Origin of the sequence: Leclercia sp. 29361, from assembly GCF_011290365.1 — a bacterium.
Lineage (GTDB): Bacteria > Pseudomonadota > Gammaproteobacteria > Enterobacterales > Enterobacteriaceae > Enterobacter > Enterobacter tamurae.
The window spans coordinates 4,918,670-4,943,774 of record NZ_CP049786.1 but is presented as its reverse complement, the minus strand read 5'-3'; the positions used below and the strand labels follow the sequence as shown (position 1 = coordinate 4,943,774).

Sequence of the window (25,105 nt, the reverse complement as noted above, 5' to 3'; positions counted from 1 at the left end):
GTTTTATCCACAGGAGGATCGAAACGGGGTAAGTGTAAACGATCCTGACGACGCGCCCCCACGATTTAGGCCGCATATTGGAAAAATTAATGAGTAAAGACGATTTTTTGCTGAAATGATCTAACGAAGATCCTGGACGATCCTTGCGATTTGGCCTGGAGCCCGTATAATTCCCCACCCGGCGCGTGGGACTCGAAGACCTGCGTCTGATGCTGCTCAATTTGCACGCTAAAAACGTGCGGAAAGACGCGGGAAATAAGGAAAGAGAATTGACTCCGGAGTGTACAATTATTACAATCCGGCCTCTTTAATCACCCATGGCTTCGGCGTCCAGTGTTCGTTATTCGTTCGGACTCCATAAAAAGTCATTGAATTTATTCAAGTTTAGGTAGAAATCGCCATGAAACGCACTTTTCAACCGTCTGTACTGAAGCGCAACCGTTCTCACGGCTTCCGTGCTCGTATGGCTACTAAAAATGGTCGTCAGGTTCTGGCACGTCGTCGTGCTAAAAGCCGTTCACGTCTGACCGTTTCCAAGTAATTAAGCTAACCCCTGCGTGGTTAAGCTAGCATTTCCCAGGGAGTTACGTTTGTTAACTCCCACTCATTTCACTTTCGTCTTCCAGCAGCCACAACGGGCTGGCACGCCGCAAATCACCATCCTCGGCCGCCAAAATTCGCTGGGGCATCCCCGTATCGGTCTCACTGTCGCCAAGAAAAACGTTAAGCGCGCGCATGAACGCAATCGGATTAAACGTCTGACGCGTGAAAGCTTCCGTTTACGTCAGCATGAACTGCCTTCGATGGATTTCGTGGTGGTGGCAAAAAAAGGGGTTGCCGACCTCGATAACCGTGCTCTCTCGGAAGCGTTGGAAAAATTATGGCGCCGCCACTGTCGCCTGGCTCACGGGTCCTGATCGGCCTTATCCGGGTCTATCAACGCCTGATTAGTCCGCTACTCGGGCCACACTGCCGTTTCACGCCAACATGCTCAAGCTACGGAATTGAGGCATTGCGCAGGTTTGGAGTGATAAAAGGCAGTTGGTTGACGGTGAAACGCGTATTAAAATGCCACCCTTTACACCCAGGTGGAGACGATCCCGTCCCTCCAGGACCTTTTGATACCAGAGAACACTAACGATGGATTCGCAACGCAATCTTCTTATCATCGCTTTGTTGTTCGTGTCTTTCATGATCTTCCAGGCTTGGGAGCAGGATAAAAATCCTCAACCTCAGCAGCAGATCACGCAGACAACGACCACCGCAGCGGGTAGCGCCGCCGACCAGGGCGTACCGGCCAGTGGCCAGGGTAAACTGATTACGGTTAAGACCGATGTGCTTGAGCTGACTATCAACACCCGTGGTGGTGATGTTGAGCAGGCGCTGCTGGTAACTTACCCGAAAGAGCTCGGTTCTAACGAGCCGTTCCAGTTACTGGAAACCACACCGCAGTTTATCTACCAGGCACAGAGCGGCCTGACCGGTCGTGATGGCCCGGATAATCCGGCTAACGGCGCACGTCCACTGTATAACGTCGATAAAGATGCGTTTGTGCTGGCTGATGGCCAGAACGAACTCGCGATCCCGATGACTTACACTGATGCGGCGGGCAACACCTTCACCAAAACCTTCACCCTGAAACGCGGTGAGTTTGCGGTGAACGTGGGCTATAACGTGCAGAACACCGGTGCGAAACCGCTGGAGCTCTCCACCTTTGGTCAGCTGAAGCAAACCATCAATCTGCCGTCGCACCGTGACACCGGAAGCAACAACTTCGCGTTGCATACCTTCCGTGGCGCAGCGTACTCCACGCCAGATACCAAGTACGAGAAATACAAATTCGACACCATCGCCGATAACGAAAACCTGAACGTCAGCTCGAAAGGCGGTTGGGTGGCGATGCTGCAACAGTATTTCGCGACCGCATGGGTGCCGAATAACGCAGGTTCCAACAATTTCTACACCGCGAACCTGAACGGCGTTGCCGCTATCGGCTATAAGTCTGAGCCGGTTCTGATTCAGCCGGGTCAAACCGGTACGCTGGGCAGCACCCTGTGGGTCGGCCCGGAAATTCAGGACAAGATGGCAGCCGTAGCACCGCACCTGGATCTGACCGTAGACTACGGTTGGTTGTGGTTCATCTCTCAGCCGCTGTTCAAGCTGCTGAAGTGGATCCACAGCTTCCTGGGTAACTGGGGCTTCTCCATCATCGTTATCACCTTTATCGTTCGTGGCATCATGTACCCGCTGACTAAAGCGCAGTACACCTCCATGGCGAAGATGCGTATGCTGCAGCCGAAGATTCAGGCGATGCGTGAGCGTCTGGGCGATGATAAGCAGCGTCAGAGCCAGGAGATGATGGCCCTGTATAAAGCCGAGAAAGTGAACCCACTGGGTGGCTGCTTCCCGCTGCTGATCCAGATGCCAATCTTCCTTGCGCTCTACTACATGCTGATGGGCTCCGTTGAGCTGCGCCATGCGCCGTTCGCTCTGTGGATCCATGACCTGTCTGCACAGGACCCGTACTACATCCTGCCGATCCTGATGGGCGTGACGATGTTCTTCATCCAGAAGATGTCGCCTACCACCGTGACCGACCCGATGCAGCAGAAGATCATGACCTTTATGCCGGTCATCTTCACCGTGTTCTTCCTGTGGTTCCCGTCAGGTCTGGTGCTGTACTATATCGTCAGCAACCTGGTAACCATCCTTCAGCAGCAGCTGATCTACCGTGGTCTGGAAAAACGTGGCCTGCATAGCCGCGAGAAGAAAAATTCCTGACACTAAGTAGGCCGGGTAAGCGAAGCGCCACCCGGCAAATGGAAGATAAATTAAAGGGCGGTCTATAGACCGCCTTTTTTATTGTATTAAGAAGAGACAAACCATGAGCCATAACGACACTATCGTCGCCCAGGCAACCCCACCGGGACGCGGTGGTGTGGGCATTCTGCGTATCTCCGGCCTGAAGGCGCGCGAGGTGGCGGAAGCTGTGCTGGGTAAACAGCCAAAGCCGCGCTACGCCGACTATCTGCCGTTTAAAGATACCGACGGTACGGCGCTGGACCAGGGCATCGCGCTGTGGTTCCCGGGCCCGAACTCCTTTACCGGTGAAGACGTGCTCGAACTGCAGGGCCACGGCGGGCCGGTGATCCTCGACCTGCTGCTGAAACGCATTCTGTCTCTGCCGGGCCTGCGCATCGCCAAACCGGGTGAGTTCTCCGAGCGCGCCTTCCTGAACGATAAGCTGGATCTGGCCCAGGCCGAGGCGATTGCCGACCTGATCGACGCCAGCTCCGAGCAGGCCGCCCGCTCGGCCCTGAACTCGCTGCAGGGTGCTTTTTCCAACCGCGTGAACCACCTTGTGGAAGCACTCACTCACCTGCGGATCTACGTGGAAGCGGCCATTGATTTCCCGGATGAGGAGATCGACTTCCTCTCCGATGGCAAAATCGAAGCCCAGCTTAACGACGTAATGAGCGATCTGGACGCGGTGCGTGCCGAAGCGCGTCAGGGCAGCCTGCTGCGCGAAGGGATGAAGGTGGTGATTGCCGGGCGTCCGAACGCCGGGAAATCGAGCCTGCTGAACGCCCTGGCGGGCCGTGAAGCGGCGATTGTGACCGACATCGCCGGTACCACCCGCGACGTGCTACGGGAGCATATTCACATCGACGGGATGCCGCTGCATATCATCGACACCGCCGGGCTGCGCGATGCCAGCGACGAAGTGGAGCGCATCGGTATCGAGCGCGCCTGGCAGGAGATCGAGCAGGCTGACCGGGTGCTGTTTATGGTGGATGGCACCACCACCGCGGCGATCGACCCGGCGGAGATCTGGCCGGACTTTATCGCCCGTCTGCCAGCGAAACTGCCGATCACCGTGGTGCGTAACAAAGCCGACGTCACCGGTGAGACACTGGGCCTGAGTGATGTGAATGGTCACTCACTAATCCGCCTGTCGGCGCGTACCGGTGAGGGCGTGGATGCGCTGCGCAACCATCTGAAGCAGAGCATGGGCTTTGATACCAGCATGGAGGGGGGCTTCCTCGCCCGTCGTCGTCATCTGCAGGCGCTGGAACAGGCGGCGATGCATCTGGATCAGGGTAAAGCCCAGCTGCTGGGCGCCTGGGCAGGAGAACTGCTGGCGGAAGAGCTGCGTCTGGCGCAGCAGGCGTTAAGCGAGATCACCGGGGAGTTTACCTCTGATGACCTGCTGGGACGCATCTTCTCAAGTTTCTGTATCGGAAAATAAACCGTTTCAGCCCTCTGCAAAAAAGCCGCAATAACATTCTTGTTATTGCGGCTTTTTTGTTTTCAATATTAGCTAAATAAATAACATATATCCTTATTATATTCTCTGTGATTACAATCACAATTAATATACCTGAGCATAGACAAATATTCTCATTCGAATAGTGTAGTAGCGTGTCTAATGAGGATAAATCAATGACGATTATCTTAAATACATACCTCACCTCTAAGTGGTTCAATATTGACAATCAAATTGTCAATCACCATCCATAGTCTCCCTTCGCCTCTCATCTCTATGCAACCAGAATAGATTAACACTCTATTTATTTGGTATACCTGAAATTATTGCGTCCATAAGACTGCAATCGCGCCTTTGCACGCCCATGTCGGGGAAATATATTCTCCCGATTGCGTAGCAATATGGCTGCCCGGGCATGCCTGTATTAATGGTTATTAAAAATAGCCACCAGCACCGCTGCGATAAAAACAGGAATTATATAATGGAAAACTTCAAACATTTACCAGAGCCATTTCGCATCAGAGTTATTGAGCCGGTTAAACGCACCACAAGGGAGCATCGCGACAACGCCATCATTAAATCCGGCATGAACCCGTTTCTGCTGGATAGCGAAGACGTCTTTATAGATTTACTGACCGACAGCGGCACCGGCGCAGTCACACAGAATATGCAGGCCGCGATGCTGCGCGGTGATGAAGCCTATAGCGGAAGTCGCAGTTATTATGCGCTGTCCGACGCCGTGAAAAGCATTTTCGGTTACCAGTATACTATCCCGACCCATCAGGGACGCGGCGCTGAGCAGATCTATATTCCAGTGCTGATTAAAAAGCGCGAGCAGGAGAAGGGATTAGACCGCACGAAAATGGTCGCCTTCTCTAACTACTTTTTTGATACCACCCAGGGACATAGCCAGATAAATGGCTGTACCGTGCGCAACGTGTATATCAAGGAAGCCTTTGATACCGGCATTCGTTACGATTTTAAAGGCAACTTTGACCTGCAGGGTCTGGAAAACGGCATCGAAGAAGTGGGTCCAGCCAACGTCCCTTATATCGTCGCCACCATTACCAGCAACTCCGCCGGTGGACAGCCGGTGTCGCTGGCGAACCTGAAGGCGATGTACGCGATTGCCAGAAAATACGACATCCCGGTGGTGATGGACTCCGCGCGCTTCGCCGAGAATGCGTACTTCATTCAAAAACGTGAAGCGGAATATAAAGACTGGACCATCGCGGAAATTACCCGGGAGACGTACAAGTACGCGGATATGCTGGCCATGTCGGCTAAAAAAGATGCCATGGTGCCAATGGGTGGCCTGCTGTGTATTAAGAATGACGACTATTTCGACGTCTATACCGAGTGCAGAACCTTGTGCGTCGTGCAGGAGGGCTTCCCGACCTATGGCGGTCTTGAAGGCGGCGCCATGGAACGTCTGGCTGTCGGCCTGCATGACGGCATGGGCCAGGACTGGCTGGCATACCGCATTAATCAGGTGCAATACCTGGTCGACGGCCTGGAAGCCATCGGTGTGGTTTGTCAGCAGGCGGGCGGACATGCTGCCTTTGTGGATGCCGGTAAACTCTTGCCGCATATTCCGGCAGAACAGTTCCCGGCGCAGGCGCTGGCGTGTGAGCTCTACAAAGTGGCGGGCATTCGCGCAGTGGAAATCGGTTCGTTCTTGTTAGGTCGCGATCCGAAAACCGGCAAGCAGTTACCCTGCCCGGCAGAGTTACTGCGTTTAACCATTCCACGCGCCACCTATACGCAGTCGCACATGGATTTCATCGTCGAAGCCTTTAAGCACGTTAAAGAGAATGCGATGAACATTAAAGGGTTAACCTTCACCTACGAACCAAAAGTATTACGTCACTTCACTGCCAGACTCAAAGAAGTTTAACCCTCTGTCCCCGGGTGGCTAAATAATTTTAGCCACCCGCAAAATAAAGAATTCAACGACATCAAGCTTACCATAATTGATGGGGGCACCATGGATAACGCTTTAGAATTAGAGACTAAACACTCCTCGGTATGGGGTGTGATGGTTATAGCAGGTACCGTTATTGGCGGGGGGATGTTTGCTTTACCCGTGGATCTGGCTGGGGCATGGTTTTTTTGGGGTGCGTTTATTTTAATTATCGCCTGGTTTTCCATGCTTCATTCCGGATTATTATTGTTAGAGGCGAATTTAAATTACCCGGTCGGTTCAAGCTTTAATACCATTACAAAAGATCTGATTGGCAATAAGTGGAATATCGTCAGCGGTTTCACGGTCGCCTTTGTGCTTTATATTCTGACGTATGCCTATATCTCCGCAAACGGCGCCATCATCAGTGAAACCATCGCCATGAATCAGGGAACGCATGTTAATCCCCGGATAGTGGGTGTCTGTACGGCGATCTTCGTGGCGGCCGTATTATGGTTTAGCTCGCTGGCGGCCAGCCGAATTACCTCACTGTTTTTAGGGATTAAGATCATCGCCTTTATCGTTGTATTTGGGTCTTTTTTCTTTCAGGTCGATTATTCAATCCTGAGAGATATCAACGTTACATCGGCCAGCAATACCACCTACTTCCCCTACATCTTTATGGCCCTGCCCGTCTGTCTGGCGTCGTTTGGGTTTCATGGCAACATTCCCAGCCTGATCATCTGCTACGGTAAGCGAAAAGATAAACTGATAAAAAGCATTGTCTATGGCTCGCTGCTGGCCCTTTTAATCTATCTGTTCTGGCTCTATTGCACGATGGGGAATATTACCCGCGATAGCTTCAGTGAGATCATCTCGTCGGGAGGCAATGTCGATTCGCTGGTGAAATCTTTCCTCGGCACCCGGCAGCATGGAGTGATTGAATTCTGCCTGTTGGTTTTCTCCAATTTAGCCGTGGCCAGCTCGTTCTTCGGGGTCACATTGGGCCTGTTCGATTATCTTGCCGACCTCTTTAAACTCGACAATTCACCGTCTGGTCGCCTGAAAACGATTATGCTCACCTTCCTGCCACCTACCCTGCTCTACCTCATCTTCCCGAACGGATTTATCTACGGTATTGGCGGGGCGGGATTATGCGCAACCATATGGGCGGTGATTGTCCCGGCGATCCTCGCCCTGAAAGCGAGACAAAAATTCCCGAATAAGACATTCACCGTCTGGGGCGGCAGGGTTATTCCCTCGCTGGTGATCCTGTTCGGGATCGTGGTCATCGTTTGCTGGTTCGGGAATACCTTCCATTTCTTACCGCGCTTTGGCTGAATCTGTTCATCAAAAGGTGATTTCCTCACAGGAAATCACCTTTGTCCAAATGGCAACTCGCCACTTTCCCCTTCTCCCCCTATGCTTCATGCCTGTCTTTATGGGGGTGTTATGGCTCGTTTTCTGTTTTGTAGTTTTGCGCTGGTGCTGCTTTATCCGTCGGGCATTGATATGTATCTGGTGGGGCTACCGCACATCGCCCGCGATCTCGGTGCCAGCGAGGCGCAGCTGCATATCGCGTTCTCGGCCTACCTCGCGGGGATGGCATCGTCGATGGTGTTTGCCGGGAAGATTGCTGACAAAACCGGTCGGCAGCCAGTCGCCATTACCGGGGCGGTGGTTTTTGCCCTGGCCTCCGTGCTGTGCTCAATAGCCGAAGAGAGTACGTTGTTCCTGACCGGGCGCTTTATCCAGGGCGTCGGTGCAGGCGGGTGCTACGTGGTGGCCTTTGCGATCCTGCGCGATACCTTAAGCGCCCAGCGCCGCGCCAAAGTGCTCTCCATGATGAACGGCATCACCTGCATTATTCCGGTGCTGGCACCGGTGGTGGGTTACCTGATTATGCTGCGGTTCCCGTGGCAAAGCCTGTTCTGGACAATGGCAGCAATGGGGATGCTGGTCTTTATCCTGTCGATTACGGTCCTGAAAGAGACCCATCCCGGAGCGAACAACCGGGGACATTCCGCGTCGGTCCCGCCGGAAGAGAAGCTGCTCAACCGCTTCTTTATCAGCCGACTGCTGGTCACCACCCTGAGCGTGGCGGTGATCCTTACCTATGTAAACGTTTCCCCGGTGCTGCTGATGGAAGTTATGGGCTTTGATCGCGGGGAGTATTCCACGGTGATGGCCTTAACCGCGCTGGTCAGTATGGCCGTCTCCTTCTCAACGCCGTTCGCTCTGAACCTCTTTAAACAGCGCACCTTGATGCTCACCTCACAGGTGCTGTTCCTGGCGGCAGGCGGACTGCTGGCGACCGCCAGTTCCAATGCCCTGATGCTGGCGGGTATTACCCTGATCTGTGCCGGGTTCTCAGTGGGCTTTGGCGTGGCGATGAGCCAGGCGCTGGGCCCGTTTGCCCTGCGCGCCGGGGTGGCAAGCTCGGTGCTGGGTATCGCCCAGGTCTGCGGTTCGTCGCTGTGGATTTGGCTGGCGGCCATAATCGGGTTGAATGCACTGAATATGCTGATCGGGGTGCTGATTGGCTGTAGCATGCTTTGCATCCTCCTCCTTTTGCTTATCCGGCCCACAGCGCACCATGAAGAAGCCCCTCAGCAGTCTCGATCTTAACCTGTTGTTGTGCCTGCAGCTTTTGCTGCAGGAACGCAGCGTTACCAAAGCCGCGAAACGGATGAACGTCACCCCGTCCGCGGTAAGTAAATCGCTGGCGAAGCTGCGCGACTGGTTTGACGATCCGCTGTTTGTGAAGACCCCGCTGGGGCTGCTGCCGACGCCGCTGACGACGAGTCTGGAGCAGGATCTGGCCGACTGGATGCAGATTGGCAACCAGATCCTCGATAAATTCCACCATGACTCCCCTGGCGGCCTGACGTTTGAGCTGGCGGCGGAAACGCCGCTGATGCTGATCCGCTTTAACACTCTGCTGGAGCAGGTAAACCAGCGTTACCCGCAGGCCACGGTGAAGATGCGCCACTGGGATTACGATTCGCTGGACGCCATTACCCGGGGAGAGGTCGATCTCGGTTTTACCGGGCGCGAAACGCACCCCCGCTCCCGGGAGCTGTTAAAGCTGATGCCGTGGTTTATCGACTACGAAATTTTGTTCAGCGATCGTCCCTGCGTCTATCTGCGCGAAGACCATCCCGCGCTGCAGGAGGAGTGGAATCTCGAGACCTTCCTGCGCTACCCGCATATCAGCATCTTCTGGGAGCGCAGCGATACCTGGGCGCTGGATGAAGTGCTGAGGGAGATGGGGCGTCCGCGCAATATCGCCATGAGCCTGCCGGGGTTCGAGCAGTCGATGTTTATGGCGGCGCAGCCGGGTCATAACTACATTGCCACCGCCCCGCATTACTGCCAACACTACAATCAACTCCACCAGCGAAAGCTGATCGCCCTGCCGATCCCCATTGATGAAGCCCAGGCCCAGAAGCTCACCGTGCCCTTCACCCTGATCTGGCATAAGCGTAACAGTCACAATCCCAAAATCCTCTGGCTGAGAGAGACGATCAAGGCGCTGTACGGCCCGCCGCTGCGCTAAGACCCCTGATTTTGCCTAAGAAAATGTAAAGTTCCGCCGCAAAACTTCCCTTACCTCCATTTAGCCATTAAAACAGTAAGCGAGTTAAGCGATAATCATGTAACCGTTTAACCCAACTACTGACCATTATCATGGAGCGAAAAATGGCTACGCATTTTGCAAGAGGGAAGCTGACCGAGGGACGGCTGGTCTCAACCAGACTCTCTTCATCCTGTTATAACGACGCGCGGAAGCTTCCTGAACATCGCCGCACACGGTTTTTGGCTTCCCGGATGCTGCTGGCTGAACTGTTGTTTATGCTTTATGGCACCAGCGAGCTGCCGGACGTGATCACCGAGCCCGAGGGACGACCGGTGTTTGCCGATCCGGAGCTTCCCCGTTTTTCCATTGCCTACGCCGGCAATATCGTGGGCCTGGCGCTGACGACTGAAGGCGATTGCGGTCTGGATATGGAGCTGCAGCGGGCATTCCGCAGCCCGGATGGATCCCACGCCCATGACATCTACCCGCTCTCCAGCAATGAGAACTTATGGGTGCGTAACCAGAACGATCCCCACGAAGCCAGAGCGCAGCTGATTACCCTGCGCCAGAGCATCCGTAAGCTTTCAGGCGATGCCAGTGATTGCGCCAGCCTGCTGCAACTGTTACCGGGCTCCGGTCGCCTGCGGGCCGCCAGAGCCGCCCAGGTTGAAGCCTTAAGCGACGCCGAAGATGTCCTGATCTGGTCTATTGCCGTTACCCCGGCCATTGAACGGCTAAAAATCTGGGAGTTCGACAGCCGCCTCGGATGGCACAGTCTGCCGGACGTCCCCGCCCGCGCGAACGAACCGGCCGCACGCCTGATGCGTCTGACCAGTCTCCCGGCGGAAAAAGCGATTATCCTCACCTGACCTTTCAAGAAGGAGTAGTGATGTCTGATACGTTAAAGGTTGTTACGTTACTGGGAAGCCTGCGCAAGGGTTCATTCAACGGGATGGTTGCCCGCACGCTGCCGAAGCTGGCGCCCGAGGGCATGGAGATTAGCGCTCTGCCGTCGATTGGCGATATTCCGCTGTATGACGCGGATGTGCAGCAGGAAGAGGGGTTCCCGGCTGCCGTAGAAGCGCTGGCGGCGCAGATCCGCGAAGCGGACGGCGTGGTGATTGTCACTCCGGAATATAACTACTCCGTGCCGGGTGGCCTGAAGAACGCCATTGACTGGCTCTCCCGCCTGCCGGACCAGCCGCTGGCAGGTAAACCGGTGCTGATCCAGACCAGCTCCATGGGGGCGATTGGCGGCGCACGCTGTCAGTATCATCTGCGCCAGATCCTGGTGTTCCTGGATGCGATGGTGATGAACAAGCCGGAATTTATGGGCGGCGTGATTCAGAATAAGGTCGACCCGCAGACGGGTGAAGTGATTGACCAGAGCACGCTGGATCATCTGAGCGGGCAATTGAGCGCGTTTGGGAAGTATATTCAGCGGGTTAAAGCGTAGGGGGAGTTGAGGGCTGGAGCCCTCACCCCGGCCCTCTCCCACGGGGAGAGGGTGCAAACACTAAAGCCCTTTTCTTAGAAAAGGGCTTGCTGTTTGTTACGCATCAATAAACGCAATCTTCAGCACGAACAGCAGCGCAACGACCATCACGCACGGGCTGATTTCACGCCAGCGTCCGGTGCCCGCCTTCATCACGCAGTAAGAGATAAAGCCCAGCGCAATCCCTTCGGTGATGGAGAAGCTGAACGGCATCATCACCGCGGTAATAAACGCCGGAACCGCTTCGGTCAGATCGTCCCACTTCACGCGCGACAGGCTGGAGGTCATCAGCACGCCCACGTAGATCAGCGCGCCCGCGGCGGCGTACGGCGGCACCATGCCCGCCAGCGGTGACAGGAAGATCACCAGCAGGAACAGCAGACCAACCACCACGGCGGTCAGACCGGTACGGCCACCGACAGAGACACCGGAAGAGGATTCGATGTAGGCCGTTACGGACGAGGTGCCAATAAAGGAACCGGCCACGGAAGAGATGCTGTCCACATACAGCGCCTGCTTCATGCGCGGGAATTTGCCCTTCTCGTCCGCCAGCCCGGCTTTATCGGTCACGCCGATCAGCGTCCCGGAGGAGTCAAACAGGTTCACCAGCATGAAGGAGAAGATCACCCCGGCCAGACCCAGGTTCAGCGAGCCCGCCAGATCGACATGGCCGATCACGGTAGTGACGCTCGGCGGCGCGGAGACAATGCCGCTGTACTGCACATCGCCCAGCATCCAGCCCAGCAGGGTGGTCACAATAATGGAGACCAGCACCGCCGCGTGAATGTTACGTGAGGCCAGAATCGCAATGATGAAGAAGCCCAGCACGCCCAGCAGCACGCTGTGGGAGGTCAGTTTACCGATGCTGACCAGGGTTTCCGGGTTCGCCACGATCACACCGGCGTTTTTCAGCCCCATCATGCCGATGAACAGGCCAATACCGCTGGTGATGCCCACACGCAGGCTGACGGGAATATTGGCAATCATCCAGTAACGCACGCGGAAAATGGTCAGGATCAGCAGACCGACGGCGCCCCAGAAGATAGCGCCCATCCCCACCTGCCACGGCAGGCCCATCGCCTGAACCACCACAAAGGCGAAGAAGGCGTTCAGACCCATCGCCGGTGCCAGAGCAACCGGCAGGTTAGCGAACAGTCCCATCAGGATGCTGCCGAAGGCGGCGATCAAACAGGTCGTAACGAAGACGGCGCTGGTATCCATGCCAGCAACGCCCAGAATTTGCGGGTTCACGAAAACGATATAGACCATCGTCAGGAAGGTGGTGAAACCGGCGATCACTTCGGTGCGTGCCGTCGTGCCGTGTTCGCGCAGTTTAAACACGCGCTCAAGCAAACCCGCGCCAGAAGACTGGGTAGTGTGTTGTTGACTCATCATCTATTTCCGAACAAGGAGGGAAAATCCGTCGCTATCCTATACCAAAATGCGACAATAGGGGCGGTTGAGGGGCACTTTTTTTCATTGAATTTGCTTATACGGCAACGATTGCGTCTCAACGTAATGCAGCACGTAAACGTTAAACTTGTTAAGAAAGGGAAATGCATGTCTCAGATTGAAGCGGTATTTTTCGACTGCGACGGTACGCTGGTCGACAGTGAGGTCATCTGTTCCCGGGCGTATGTCACCATGTTCCAGGAATTTGGTATCACGCTCGATCTCGAAGAGACGTTCAAACGCTTTAAGGGCGTGAAGCTCTACGAAATCATCGACATTATTAACGCCGAACACGGCGTCAGCCTCGCGAAAGCGGATCTGGAGCCTGTTTACCGCGCCGAGGTCGCACGCCTCTTCGACTCCGAACTGGAGACGATCGCCGGGGCCAGCGCCTTGCTGGATTCAATGGCGGTGCCGATGTGCGTGGTCTCTAACGGTCCGGTAAGCAAAATGCAGCACTCCCTTGGCAAGCTACAGATGCTGCACCATTTCCCGGAAAAACTGTTCAGCGGCTACGATATTCAGCGCTGGAAACCCGATCCGGCCATGATGTTCCATGCCGCGAAAGCGATGAACGTCAACGTGGAGAACTGCGTCCTGGTGGATGACTCCAGCGCAGGCGCGCAGGCGGGGATCGCCGCGGGCATGGAGGTGTTTTACTTCTGCGCCGATCCGCACAACCCGCCGCTCGACCATCCGAAGGTGACCACCTTTACCGATCTGGCCCAGCTGCCGGAACTGTGGAAAGCGCGCGGCTGGCACCTTACCCGCTAAGCCTGTTAAGCCGTAAAGCCTGTGGCTTTACGGCTTTTTGCTATTTAAACAGCTTCTGGACGAATTCCGCATAGGCCGGTCGCCAGACATCCATCTCATGGTTCAGGCCCGGATATTCGTGATAATCGAATTTGATCTGGCGCTTCTCAAGCTCCTGCTTCAACCCGGCGATATCCTTGCCTGTCACCGCATCTTTCTCGCCCACCACCACGGTGAAATTGCGTAGCTGTTTATTGATGGCCTGCGGATCGTTGAGCCGCGCGCTGACGCCCGCATCCGGCACCGTAGTGGTGGTAACGCCGCTAAAGGTAGCCAGCCAAAGCGTTCAAGATGATTCATCCCGGAGACCAGCGCCTGATAGCCGCCCTGCGACAACCCCGCCAGCGCCCGTCCTTCGGCATCGTCACGCACGTTAAACCGCTGGCTTATCAGCGGAATGATGTCGTTCATTAGCTCCCGGTCGGCAGCCTGGGCATTCAACGGATAGAAGGCCTTACGTCGCTCGTTAGGCACGAAGGTTTCAGGAACAATGCCCGCGGCATCGGTTTCCGTATCCGGCACCACCACCAGCATCGGCGCAATTTTTCCGGCCGCGAGCAGGTTATCCATGATCTGCGCGATACGCCCCTGATCGATAGCCGAACGCCCGGTATCACCAAAGCCATGATAGAAATAGAGCACCGGCAGCGGTTTTCCCTGTCCGTTGTAGCCCGGCGGCGTCCAGACGAACAGCTGACGCTCCGATTTCAGCGCCGCCGAATGATAGGTCAGGGTAATCAGATCCCCGTGCGGGACCGGGTTAATATCCAGAAGACTGCCCGGCACCAGCACCATGCTGGTGTTCACCTGCCGCTGCGGCTTGGTTATCGCCGTGCCGGTATCAATGCTGCGCACACCGTCGACGTTGAAGAAATATTCATACAGATTGGGCTGCATCACCGGACCTCGCCAGCTCCAGAGACCTGAGGCGTCTTTGGTCATTGGATGGATATTTTCCGGGGTCGGGACCCCCACCACCACCGAGACGCTTTTCGCCGCCGGGGCGAAGTAGCGGTATGTCACCGTATTGTCGGCATTCACCTGCGTGACATACTGGCTCAGCGGATGAGCGGGATCCGGGGCGGCGGGGAGATCGGCCGCAAACGCCGATGGCCCGAGAGATAAACAGAGCGTAATAACGGATAACGCGGTATTCATTCGTTTCATTAATAGGGTCCTTTATGTGATCCGGTTACCACCAGATTTCAGCCTGCGCACCAATGGCAAACTGATCCTTCTTTTGGTCTTCGAAAGTGAAATTATCTAATTCCGTCTCGTCCGCTTTAATATAGGTTCCATAAAAACGTAATTCCGGGCGGGAGGTCAACATACTGGTATTGACCTTGAAGGTATGGAACAGCGTGGTTTTATAGCCTGACTCATAATATTTCTTGCCGATCAGGTCGGTGTTCTGCTGTTTGAAATAACCCAACTCAACGCCAGTCTGATTATATTGATCCCAGATATACGCCGGGCGCACAACTGCGCGGATGGATTCGAAATCGGAATGGGCCCCGGTTTCATAGCTGTAAACGTCATTCCCGAAGGAGTAGACCAGCGCGCTGGCCATGATCACGTCATCCCGCAGATACATCTCTCCCTGCGAGGTCACGCGCACCGCCGTCCCGTTGGTATGATCGCCATAATAGCGGCCGTTGGAGGTGGTAAACGGGCTGGAGCCGGCATAGCGCGAGAAGCTGCTGGCAATGGAGTTATTTGCCAGCAGGACGGAAAACTCGTTGAATCCGCCGCCATCCAGTTTTTGCGTTAAGGTGGTGCCGACCATCCAGGTGTCTTTCCACGGATAATAGCCGTTGTTGTCCTGGTTATACTTTTCGCTTGAGCTTTGATTGGCCGCAACATAGCGCCCGCTGAGCATCAGCGAGGCCTTATCCCACACCGGCAGCGCTTTATAACGCAGGTCGATGGTATTGGTATTCAGTTGCTGCTTGTTTTTGAGCTGACGGTCATAGTCGTCCACGTCTTCACGCACCAGCGCAATATCCACCTTGCCGGGCCCCACTTTCCAGTTTTCCAGCCCGACGCCCGCAGCAGCATCCGTGCGTTGGGTTTTCCAGTCCAGCATCTGGATTTCGATTTTCGGCGCGCCGTGCTTCCCGACCCAGAAATCCGCCTCCGGGGCAAACGGCAGGAAGCCCTGGGTGGTGACGTACATATCGGAGAACTGCAAATAGTTCTCGCCGCCCGCGTTATCGCCAAACCAGCCGGTGGAGTACTGCTGGCCCACGTTGCCATCCAGCATCACAATGGCATCGACGCGTTTATTGCCTTCGTTGTAGACCCGCTGCTTAAGCTGCAAATCGAACCAGCCAGAATATTCGTTGCCGAATCGGCCGAGGGAGCCAATGGCCCAGGATTTCGGCGCACCATGGGATGCCGTGCCCCAGCCGGAGCGGAAATAGCCGTTATAGCTAAAGCCAATTTCATCCTTCACGAATTTACTGAAGTCTTTCATGGTGACGGAGGAATAAACCTCCCCGGTAGTGGCCTCCCCCGTTTTGACCAGCACGGCATCGGGTTTCTTCGCCGGGGTGGCGGCCCGGGTTTTGACGATCTCCTTATCTTTATACTGCTGGAGCTCTGCCTGGGTCTCTTCTAACGCCTTTTCCAGCAATTCGAGGCGCTGCTCTACCGTTAATGACGCAGACCCGGCATAACCGAGAGGTGCCATCATTAAAATAGCCGAGGTAATAAGGGTTCTCCTGAACATAATATTAGTCCCTGTTAATTTATCTTTTAAAATAAAAAAACCTGAAAGCGATTAGCCTCCGTAAGGAGATAATCACTTTCAGGTTTTGCCCGCGTAATAGCGGTAACAATCCAGTTTTGCTTAATAACGTTATTAGCGTATTAAGGTGTTTCAGTTGCTCGCGTTAATAACGGGATGTTTTAGGGTAGAAGAGAAAAGAAAACAACCGGGAAAAGAGGGAAGTGTGACTGACGGCAATATTATTACGCAGCGATACGGTGATTTATTCGCAGAGAAAATAGTTTGATATTTAAATATAACGCCAGCAAAGCTGGCGTCAGAGAAAAATTACTCTTTTGGATCGCTACCCGCGAGCATTTTGTCCAGTTCATCCCCGCCAACGTGACGGAAATCCTGGCCCTTCACGAAGTAGAAGATGTATTCGCAGATGTTCTGGCAACGGTCGCCGATACGCTCGATAGAACGGGCGCAGAACAGGGCGGTCAGAACGCTTGGGATGGTGCGCGTATCTTCCATCATGTAGGTCATCAGCTGACGCACAATGCCTTCGTACTCCTGGTCGACCTTCTTGTCTTCACGGTAGATACGCACCGCTTCATCCAGATCCATTCGCGCAAAGGCATCCAGCACGTCGTGCAGCATCTGCACGGTGTGGCGCCCCAGCGACTCCAGGCTCACCAGCAGCGGCTGGTGCTGCTGGGAGAATTTCTCCAGCGCGGTGCGGCAGATCTTGTCCGCCACGTCGCCAATACGTTCCAGCTCGGCGATGGTTTTGATGATCGCCATCACCAGACGCAGGTCGCTCGCCGTCGGCTGACGCTTGGCGATGATGCGCACGCAGGCTTCGTCGATCGCCACTTCCATCATGTTGACGTGTTTGTCGCCTTCTACCACGCGCTTCGCCAGCTCGCTGTCCTGGTTATGCATTGCGGTGATCGCGTCAGAAAGCTGCTGCTCGACCATTCCGCCCATGGTCATCACCTGGGTGCGGATGCTTTCCAGCTCTGCGTTGAACTGGCCGGAAATGTGTTTATTAAGATTGAGATTATCCATTGCGCCCTCCTGAATCAGCCGTAGCGTCCGGTGATGTAGTCTTCTGTTTGTTTCTTCGCGGGCTTGGTGAACAGATCGTCCGTGTTGCTGAACTCAATCAACTCGCCCAGGTACATAAACGCCGTGTGGTCTGAACAACGCGCGGCCTGCTGCATGTTGTGGGTGACGATCACTACGGTGTAATCCTGTTTTAACTCAGTGATCAGCTCTTCGATACGGCCAGTAGAGATCGGATCCAGCGCTGAGCACGGTTCATCCAGCAATAACACTTCCGGGCGAATGGCGATACCACGCGCAATGCACAGACGCTGCTGCTGACCACCGGAGAGAGAGTATCCGCTCTGGTGAAGTTTATCTTTGGTTTCGTTCCATAATGCGGCCTTGGTCAAGGCCCACTGCACGCGCTCGTCCATATCGGCACGGGAGAGCTTCTCAAACAGGCGTACGCCAAAGGCGATATTGTCATAAATGGACATCGGGAACGGCGTCGGTTTCTGGAACACCATGCCCACTTTGGCACGCAGCAGGGCGATATCCTGGGTATTGGTCAGGATGTTATCGCCATCGAGCAGGATTTCGCCTTCGGCGCGCTGCTCCGGATAGAGTGAATACATTTTGTTAAAGGTACGCAGCAGCGTGGATTTCCCACAGCCCGACGGACCGATAAATGCCGTAACCTGATTTTTAGCAATATCCAGGTTGATGTTTTTCAGGGCATGGAACTTGCCGTAGTAGAAGTTCAGATCACGAACCGAAAGGATCCCCGGGGCAGTATCGACCATACTCATTGACTCATTTCCTCATCCGGCGCCGCAGCGTGCCACGCCGTCAATAATTAACCGTGTTTCTTCTTCGCGAAAATAACGCGCGCCAGAATGTTCAGTAACAGTACGCACAGGGTAATAATCAGTACCCCGGCCCAGGCCAGTGACTGCCATTCGGCAAACGGGCTCATCGCAAATTTAAAGATGGTGACCGGCAGGTTGGCGATCGGCTGCATCATGTCCGTGCTCCAGAACTGGTTGGAGAGGGCGGTAAAGAGCAGCGGTGCGGTTTCACCGGCAATACGGGCGACGGCCAGCAGGACGCCGGTCAGGATCCCGGAGATAGACGCTTTCAGGGTGATGGCAGAAATCATCTTCCACTTCGGCGTGCCCAGCGCGTAGGCCGCTTCACGCAGGCTGTCCGGCACCAGTTTCAGCATGTTCTCGGTGGTACGGATGACGATCGGCACCTGCAGCAGCGCCAGCGCAATCACCCCAGCCCAGCCGGAGAAGTGCTCCATCTGCGCCACCACGATGGTATAGACGAACAGACCGACCACAATCGACGGGGCAGAGAGCAGAATATCGTTGATGAAGCGGATCACTTCCGCAATCCAGGATTTACGGCCGTACTCCGCCAGATAGATCCCCGCCATGATGCCGAGCGGTGTACCAAACACGGTCGCCCAGAGGATCAGCAAGCCGCTGCCCGCCAGGGCGTTCGCCAGACCACCGCCCGCCGTATTCGGCGGTGGGGTCATCTCGGTGAACAGCGCCAGCGACATGCCGTCGATACCGCGCGTTACCGTGGAGAACAGGATCCAGATCAGCCAGAACAGACCAAAGGCCATCGTCGCCATCGAGAGCGTCAACGCGAGGCGGTTCTTCATGCGGCGCTTCGCCTGCATTTTGCGGCGTGATTCCGCCAGCTCCACGGTGTTTTGCATTTCAAGCGTTGCCATTAGCGTGCCCCCTCATTTTTCGCCAGGCGCATGATCATCACTTTGGAGATCGCCAGAACGATGAAGGTAATAACAAACAGAATTAAGCCCAGTTCCATCAGCGCGGCAACGTGCAGGCCCGATTCCGCTTCAGCGAATTCGTTAGCCAGCGCCGAGGTGATGCTGTTGCCCGGCATGTAGAGCGAGGCGCTGTCGAGCTGGTAGGTATTACCGATGATAAAGGTCACGGCCATGGTTTCACCCAACGCACGACCCAGACCCAGCATTACACCGCCAATCACCCCATTTTTGGTAAATGGCAGGACGATGCGCCAGATAACCTCCCAGGTGGTGCAGCCGATGCCGTAGGCCGACTCTTTCATCATCACCGGGGTCTGTTCGAAGACATCGCGCATCACCGCCGCGATGTACGGAATAATCATGATAGCGAGGATGACGCCTGCGGCCAGGATCCCGATACCGAACGCCGGACCGGAGAAAAGCGCGCCGACAAACGGAATATTCGACAGGACGTTGCCCACCGGCTCCTGGAAGTATGTCGCGAACAGCGGGGCAAAGATAAACAGGCCCCACATGCCGTAAACGATACTCGGGATTGCCGCCAGCAGCTCAATGGCAATACCCAGCGGACGCTTCAGCCAGTTCGGCGCCAGCTCCGTCAGGAACAGGGCGATACCGAAGCTCACCGGCACGGCAATTAGCAGGGCGATAAAGGAGGTCACCAGCGTGCCGTAGATCGGCACCAGCGCACCGTAGATATCGTTCGGGGCATCCCACTCTTTGGTCCACAGGAAGGAGAAACCAAATTTCTGGATGCTCGGCCACGAGGAGAAAATCAGAGACACGATAATGCCGCCCAGCAGCAATAGCACAATCAGCGCAGCCAGTCTTACCAGCGCGCTGAAAATCATGTCACCTTTTTTACCCGGAGGGTTAAATGCAGGCTTGGTTGCAGCCATAAATTACTCTTCTGTTTGAGACGTTTCACGAAAGTTGGCGGGTAAGCTCACGCCACCCGCCATCTTCGTCAAAAATATCCTGTTAGTACAGCGCTTTACCGCTGCTGTCTTTCACGTTGGTTTTCCATGCAGCACGAATCTGCTCAACCACGCTGTCCGGCAGGCTGGCGTAATCCAGGTCATTAGCCTGTTTGCCGCCATTTTTGTATGCCCAGTCGAAGAACTTCAGCACTTCAGCGCCCTGCTCTGGCTTCTTCTGATCTTTGTGGACCAGGATGAAGGTGGTAGAGGTAATTGGCCAGGCTTCGTCACCTTTCTGATTGGTCAGATCCTGTGCGAAGGATTTGCTCCAGTCAGCGCCTTTGGCGGCATTAGCAAAGTTCTCTTCGGTCGGGCTAACCGGTTTGCCATCAGCAGAGACCAGCTTGGTGTACGCCAGGTTGTTCTGCTTGGCGTAAGCGTATTCTACGTAGCCGATTGAGCCAGGCAGACGCTGTACGAAGGCCGCGATACCGTCGTTACCTTTACCGCCCAGACCGGTCGGCCAGTTCACGGTAGAGCCGGAACCCACTTTGGATTTCCACTCTTCGTTTACTTTCGCCAGGTAGCTGGTGAAGACGAAGGAGGTACCGGAGCCGTCAGCACGACGAACCACAGCGATGTTCTGCGAAGGCAGTTTCACGCCCGGGTTCAGTTTGGTGATGGCTTCATCATCCCATTTTTTGATTTTGCCGAGGTAGATATCACCCAGGGTTTTGCCATCCAGCACCAGCTCGCCGGACTTCAGACCAGGGATATTCACGGCCAGCACAACACCACCGATAACGGTCGGGAACTGGAACAGGCCTTCCTGCGTCAGTTTTTCATCCGACAGCGGCGCGTCAGATGCACCGAAATCAACGGTATTTGCGGTAATTTGTTTAACGCCACCGGAGGAGCCGATACCCTGGTAGTTCACCTTGTTACCAGTCTCTTTCTGGTAGGTATCAGCCCATTTGGCATACACCGGCGCAGGGAAGGTTGCACCAGCGCCAGTCAGGCTTGCCTCTGCGAATACAGAGAACGCGCTCATCGATAAGGTCGCGGCGACAACAGTTGCGACAGTGGTACGCATAACTTTCATAATGTCTCCTGCAAGATTTTCGTAAATCGTTGTTTAGTGGCTACGATGAGCAAAATAGGACAAACAGGTGACAGAGAAATGTACGAATTATGACAGTTTTATGACAGCCACAATTTTGCTTAAAGAAAATCAGAATAATTGTTTTTTATCAGTTACTTGATAGATTTTATGACGCTATGATTTCAGAAAAATTTTCTTTCTGTGACACTGAAAAAATAGCTGAAGATGACAGTTTGTCATTTAAAAACGCGGATAAAAAAGCTCCACCCGAAGGTGGAGCTGGAGGGGTTATTCTACGGTAACGGACTTCGCCAGGTTACGCGGCTGGTCAACGTCGGTACCTTTAATCAGCGCGACGTGATACGCCAGCAGCTGCAGCGGTACGGTATAGAAGATTGGCGCAATCACCTCTTCAACATGCGGCATCTCGATGATGTGCATGTTGTCACTGCTGACGAAACCGGCATCTTTATCTGCGAAGACAAACAGAACACCGCCACGGGCGCGGACTTCTTCGATGTTGGATTTCAGTTTTTCCAGCAGTTCGTTGTTAGGTGCCACCACGATCACCGGCATATCCGCATCGATCAGCGCCAGCGGGCCGTGTTTCAGCTCGCCTGCGGCGTAAGCTTCCGCATGGATGTAGGAGATCTCTTTCAGCTTCAGCGCGCCTTCCAGCGCGATCGGGTACTGATCGCCACGGCCAAGGAACAGGGCGTGATGTTTGTCAGAGAAGGCTTCCGCCAGGGCTTCAATGCGTTTGTCCTGAGAGAGCATCTGCTCAATGCGGCTCGGCAGCGCCTGCAGGCCGTGCACGATGTCATGCTCAACAGAAGCATCCGCCCCTTTCAGACGGGCCAGTTTCGCCACCAGCATCAGCAGGACCGTCAGCTGAGTGGTGAACGCTTTGGTAGAGGCCACACCGATTTCGGTGCCGGCTTTGGTCATCAGCGCCAGATCGGATTCACGCACCAGAGAGGAGCCCGGCACGTTACAGATCGCCAGCGAACCGAGGTAACCCAGCTCTTTGGACAGACGCAGCGCCGCCAGGGTGTCGGCGGTTTCACCGGACTGCGACAGGGTGATCATCAGGCTGTTACGACGCACGGCCGATTTGCGATAGCGGAATTCAGAGGCGATTTCCACGTCGCATGGCACACCAGCCAGGGCTTCAAACCAGTAGCGGGAGACCATACCTGAGTTGTAGGAGGTGCCACAGGCCACGATCTGAATATGCTCGACGTTAGCCAGCATCTCGTTGGCGTTAGCCCCCAGCTCGCTCAGATCCACCTCCCCGTGGCTGATGCGCCCGGTCAGGGTGTTTTTGATGGCGTTTGGCTGCTCGTAGATCTCTTTCTGCATGTAGTGACGGTAAGCACCTTTGTCACCCGCGTCGTACTGCAGGCTGGATTCGATATCCTGACGCTTCACCGGCGCACCAGATTTATCAAACAGTTTCACGTCGCGGCGGGTCACTTCGGCAATATCGCCCTCTTCCATGAAGATAAAGCGACGGGTCACCGGCAGCAGCGCCAGCTGGTCGGAAGCGATAAAGTTTTCGCCCATCCCCAGACCAATCACCATCGGGCTGCCCGAACGGGCGGCCAGCAGGGTGGATGGATCGCGACTGTCCATGATCACGGTGCCGTAGGCGCCGCGCAGCTGTGGGATGGCACGCAGTACGGCTTCACGCAGCGTACCGCCCTGCTCCAGCTCCCAGTGAACCAGGTGAGCAATCACTTCGGTGTCGGTTTCTGACACGAAGGTATACCCGCGTTCAGTCAGCGCTTCGCGCAGCGGCTCGTGGTTTTCGATGATGCCGTTATGCACCACCACAATGTGTTCAGAGACATGCGGGTGCGCGTTGCCTTCAGAAGGTTCACCGTGGGTCGCCCAACGGGTATGGGCAATGCCTGTACCGCCGTGCAGCGGGGTTTCTTCCGCGGCCTGCGACAGCATGTTTACTTTACCGAGGCGACGCAGACGGGTCATGTGCCCTTCTGCATCGACCACTGCCAGACCGGCAGAGTCATAACCACGGTATTCCAGACGACGTAACCCTTCGAGAAGGATTTCAGCAATATCACGCTGCGCGACTGCGCCAACAATTCCACACATAGTTTTAGATTCCGAATAGAGGCTTTCGCCTGCGTTGTCGCTGACCTGTATGTGCCCTTTTTGGGCGCCCCGAGCCTTGTAGAGAGTGGGGTTATATTTTTAGAGACTGCCTGTGGGCGGGGGATTATGTTATCCCCTCAACCCGGACCTCTCCCCAAAGGGGCGAGGGATAAATCTGTTACTTCGTCTTCACCGGGCGTTTCCAGCCCTGCTTCTGCACCTGCGGCACCCGGCTGATCACCAGCTCGTTTTCGGCCACATCGCGTGTCACGGTCGTGCCTGCGGCAATGGTGACGCCTTTGCCGATGGTCACCGGTGCCACCAGCTGCGAATCAGATCCGACAAACACGTCGTCGCCAATGATGGTTTTAAACTTGTTCGCGCCGTCGTAGTTGCAGGTGATGGTCCCGGCGCCGATATTCACGTTGTCGCCGATCTCTGCATCGCCCAGGTAGGTCAGATGCCCTGCTTTAGAGCCCTTGCCCAGACGCGCTTTTTTCATTTCGACGAAGTTGCCGACATGGGCGCCTTCCAGCAGCTCTGCGCCCGGGCGCAGACGGGCGAACGGCCCGATAGTGCAGGCGGCTTCCAGGTGGGCATCTTCCACCACGCTGTAAGGGCTGATTTCGCAGTCGTCGCCAATCACGCTGTTTTTGATCACACAACCGGTGCCAATTTTGACGCGGTTACCCAGCGTTACGTTGCCTTCCAGAATAACGTTAGTATCGATCTCGACGTCGCGCCCGTGTTTAAGCACCCCACGCAGATCGAAACGTGCCGGATCGCGCAGCATCACGCCCGCCAGCAGCAGCTTTTCTGCCTGCTCGGACTGATAAATACGCTCCAGGCGGGAGAGTTGCAGGCGGTTATTCACGCCGTCCGTTTCGCTGATACGCGCCGGATGAACGGCAGCAATCTCACGCCCTTCCTGATACGCCATCGCAATGATATCGGTGATGTAGAATTCGCCCTGCGCATTGTTGTTGTTCAGCTGCGACAGCCAGCGCTTCATGTCTGCGCCATTGGCGATCAGAATCCCGGTGTTAATTTCCTGGATTTCACGCTGCGCATCGGTGGCGTCTTTGTGCTCCACAATGCCCGTCACTTTGCCGTTTTCACGGGTGATACGGCCATAGCCGGACGGATCGTCCAGCTTAACGGTCAGCAGACCAATCCCGCCCTGCGGCTTCGCAGCACGCAGGCGAGCCAGCGTCTCCACGGAGATCAGCGGTACGTCGCCGTAGAGCATCAGAATATCTTCGTCATCAGAGAAGAACGGCGCCGCCTGCTGCATGGCATGCCCGGTACCCAGCTGTTCTGCCTGCAGTACCCAGTTGAGCTTGTCATCACGAAGCGTCTGCTTCAGCAGATCGCCACCGTGGCCGTAGACCAGGTGAACCTGGTTCGCGCCCATTTCACTAGCGGCATCAATGACATGCTGCACCATCGCTTTCCCTGCCAGGGTATGCAGCACTTTTGGAAGATCGGAATACATGCGGGTGCCTTTGCCTGCGGCAAGAATGACCACGCTCATTGCGTTGTTCAACATACACGTCCTGACTGTAATTTGAGTGAAAAGTAAAACCCTTTGGCGTTGAAAATTCTACATATTTTGCGCCATAAAATGGAGAGGTGGTAAAACGCACAACCTCGCCGGTCTCGGGCTGTTTAAAGGTTCTTTTTACCGCAGAATAGAGGACTTTGCCTATGGAATATAGCGCCCTTTAGAGAAGTCTCCAGTCTGCACAACATGTTAGCGATTCTTTCGCTTCATGAATAAAGGCCTCAATAACCAAAACACTGTTTTAATTATTGAAATATGTGACGCATAAAAAAGAAACACCGTTTTATTCTGATGATAATGGCGCTCAATTATTATTCAGGA

Annotated in this window: 22 protein-coding genes and 1 pseudogene; 13 read left to right on the top strand and 10 right to left on the bottom strand. The window is 55.0% G+C overall.

Annotated elements, in window-relative coordinates:
* The first annotated feature begins 400 nt into the window (after positions 1 to 400).
* From rpmH to G7090_RS23575, 12 genes are all read left to right on the top strand, one after another.
* Positions 401 to 541: a 50S ribosomal protein L34 gene (gene rpmH, locus G7090_RS23630; RefSeq protein ID WP_002220736.1), complete on the top strand. Its 141-nt coding sequence runs from the start codon at positions 401 to 403 to the stop codon at positions 539 to 541.
* A gap of 16 nt (positions 542 to 557) precedes the next feature.
* Entirely contained in the window at positions 558 to 917 is a 360-nt protein-coding gene (gene rnpA / locus G7090_RS23625; RefSeq protein WP_014072458.1) for a ribonuclease P protein component, read from the top strand.
* Positions 881 to 1,138, top strand: a complete 258-nt coding sequence (yidD, locus tag G7090_RS23620; RefSeq protein WP_015585463.1) for a membrane protein insertion efficiency factor YidD — start codon at positions 881 to 883, stop codon at positions 1,136 to 1,138. The genes rnpA and yidD overlap by 37 nt, the downstream gene beginning before the upstream one ends.
* A 2-nt stretch (positions 1,139 to 1,140) precedes the next feature.
* Complete coding sequence (gene yidC, locus G7090_RS23615) at positions 1,141 to 2,781, top strand: membrane protein insertase YidC (RefSeq protein ID WP_166185037.1); 1,641 nt, start codon at positions 1,141 to 1,143, stop codon at positions 2,779 to 2,781.
* 103 nt (positions 2,782 to 2,884) lie between these two features.
* Positions 2,885 to 4,249: a tRNA uridine-5-carboxymethylaminomethyl(34) synthesis GTPase MnmE gene (gene mnmE / locus G7090_RS23610; RefSeq protein ID WP_166185033.1), complete on the top strand. Its 1,365-nt coding sequence runs from the start codon at positions 2,885 to 2,887 to the stop codon at positions 4,247 to 4,249.
* 194 nt (positions 4,250 to 4,443) lie between these two features.
* A complete protein-coding gene (gene tnaC / locus G7090_RS23995; RefSeq protein ID WP_106995624.1) occupies positions 4,444 to 4,521 on the top strand; it encodes a tryptophanase leader peptide in 78 nt (25 codons plus the stop codon).
* Between the two features lie 227 nt (positions 4,522 to 4,748).
* The gene (tnaA, locus tag G7090_RS23600) at positions 4,749 to 6,164 is read left to right on the top strand and encodes a tryptophanase (RefSeq protein WP_166185030.1); all 1,416 of its coding nucleotides are present in this window, start codon (positions 4,749 to 4,751) and stop codon (positions 6,162 to 6,164) included.
* A gap of 90 nt (positions 6,165 to 6,254) precedes the next feature.
* On the top strand, positions 6,255 to 7,511 hold the full coding sequence (tnaB, locus tag G7090_RS23595) for a low affinity tryptophan permease TnaB (protein WP_166185026.1): 1,257 nt from the start codon (positions 6,255 to 6,257) through the stop codon (positions 7,509 to 7,511).
* Positions 7,512 to 7,622: 111 nt separating this feature from the next.
* Positions 7,623 to 8,798 (top strand): MFS transporter, encoded by a 1,176-nt coding sequence (locus G7090_RS23590; RefSeq protein ID WP_166185023.1) that lies wholly within the window; start codon positions 7,623 to 7,625, stop codon positions 8,796 to 8,798.
* The gene (gene yidZ / locus G7090_RS23585; RefSeq protein WP_106995555.1) at positions 8,767 to 9,729 is read left to right on the top strand and encodes an HTH-type transcriptional regulator YidZ; all 963 of its coding nucleotides are present in this window, start codon (positions 8,767 to 8,769) and stop codon (positions 9,727 to 9,729) included. The genes G7090_RS23590 and yidZ overlap by 32 nt, the downstream gene beginning before the upstream one ends.
* A gap of 143 nt (positions 9,730 to 9,872) precedes the next feature.
* Entirely contained in the window at positions 9,873 to 10,619 is a 747-nt protein-coding gene (locus G7090_RS23580; protein WP_166185020.1) for a 4'-phosphopantetheinyl transferase superfamily protein, read from the top strand.
* A 20-nt stretch (positions 10,620 to 10,639) separates the two neighbouring features.
* Complete coding sequence (locus G7090_RS23575) at positions 10,640 to 11,206, top strand: NADPH-dependent FMN reductase (protein WP_106995553.1); 567 nt, start codon at positions 10,640 to 10,642, stop codon at positions 11,204 to 11,206.
* 96 nt (positions 11,207 to 11,302) lie between these two features.
* Here G7090_RS23575 and G7090_RS23570 read toward each other — a convergent pair whose 3' ends face one another.
* Positions 11,303 to 12,637 (bottom strand): NCS2 family permease, encoded by a 1,335-nt coding sequence (locus G7090_RS23570; RefSeq protein WP_146145543.1) that lies wholly within the window; start codon positions 12,635 to 12,637, stop codon positions 11,303 to 11,305.
* 168 nt (positions 12,638 to 12,805) lie between these two features.
* Here G7090_RS23570 and yieH point away from each other — a divergent pair, with 168 nt between their 5' ends.
* Positions 12,806 to 13,471, top strand: coding sequence for a 6-phosphogluconate phosphatase (gene yieH / locus G7090_RS23565; RefSeq protein ID WP_106995551.1), 666 nt, complete (start codon positions 12,806 to 12,808; stop codon positions 13,469 to 13,471).
* A 40-nt stretch (positions 13,472 to 13,511) separates the two neighbouring features.
* On the opposite strand, the pseudogene G7090_RS23560 reads toward yieH, so the two are convergent.
* The 9 genes and pseudogenes from G7090_RS23560 to glmU form a co-directional block, all read right to left on the bottom strand.
* A pseudogene (locus tag G7090_RS23560) lies at positions 13,512 to 14,677 on the bottom strand (esterase).
* Positions 14,678 to 14,702: 25 nt separating this feature from the next.
* Complete coding sequence (locus G7090_RS23555) at positions 14,703 to 16,241, bottom strand: carbohydrate porin (RefSeq protein ID WP_166185017.1); 1,539 nt, start codon at positions 16,239 to 16,241, stop codon at positions 14,703 to 14,705.
* A gap of 327 nt (positions 16,242 to 16,568) precedes the next feature.
* Complete coding sequence (phoU, locus tag G7090_RS23550; RefSeq protein ID WP_166185014.1) at positions 16,569 to 17,294, bottom strand: phosphate signaling complex protein PhoU; 726 nt, start codon at positions 17,292 to 17,294, stop codon at positions 16,569 to 16,571.
* Between the two features lie 14 nt (positions 17,295 to 17,308).
* Positions 17,309 to 18,082 carry a phosphate ABC transporter ATP-binding protein PstB gene (pstB, locus tag G7090_RS23545; protein WP_106995548.1) on the bottom strand — a complete coding sequence of 258 codons (774 nt, stop codon included), beginning with the start codon at positions 18,080 to 18,082 and terminating at the stop codon, positions 17,309 to 17,311.
* 47 nt (positions 18,083 to 18,129) lie between these two features.
* The gene (gene pstA, locus G7090_RS23540; protein ID WP_106995547.1) at positions 18,130 to 19,020 is read right to left on the bottom strand and encodes a phosphate ABC transporter permease PstA; all 891 of its coding nucleotides are present in this window, start codon (positions 19,018 to 19,020) and stop codon (positions 18,130 to 18,132) included.
* Positions 19,020 to 19,979 carry a phosphate ABC transporter permease PstC gene (gene pstC, locus G7090_RS23535; protein WP_106995546.1) on the bottom strand — a complete coding sequence of 320 codons (960 nt, stop codon included), beginning with the start codon at positions 19,977 to 19,979 and terminating at the stop codon, positions 19,020 to 19,022. Before pstC ends, pstA begins: the two co-directional genes overlap by 1 nt.
* Before the next feature lie 82 nt (positions 19,980 to 20,061).
* Positions 20,062 to 21,102, bottom strand: a complete 1,041-nt coding sequence (gene pstS, locus G7090_RS23530) for a phosphate ABC transporter substrate-binding protein PstS (protein WP_106995545.1) — start codon at positions 21,100 to 21,102, stop codon at positions 20,062 to 20,064.
* Between the two features lie 288 nt (positions 21,103 to 21,390).
* On the bottom strand, positions 21,391 to 23,220 hold the full coding sequence (gene glmS, locus G7090_RS23525) for a glutamine--fructose-6-phosphate transaminase (isomerizing) (protein ID WP_106995544.1): 1,830 nt from the start codon (positions 23,218 to 23,220) through the stop codon (positions 21,391 to 21,393).
* 178 nt (positions 23,221 to 23,398) lie between these two features.
* On the bottom strand, positions 23,399 to 24,769 hold the full coding sequence (glmU, locus tag G7090_RS23520; protein ID WP_166185011.1) for a bifunctional UDP-N-acetylglucosamine diphosphorylase/glucosamine-1-phosphate N-acetyltransferase GlmU: 1,371 nt from the start codon (positions 24,767 to 24,769) through the stop codon (positions 23,399 to 23,401).
* Positions 24,770 to 25,105 lie beyond the last annotated feature (336 nt).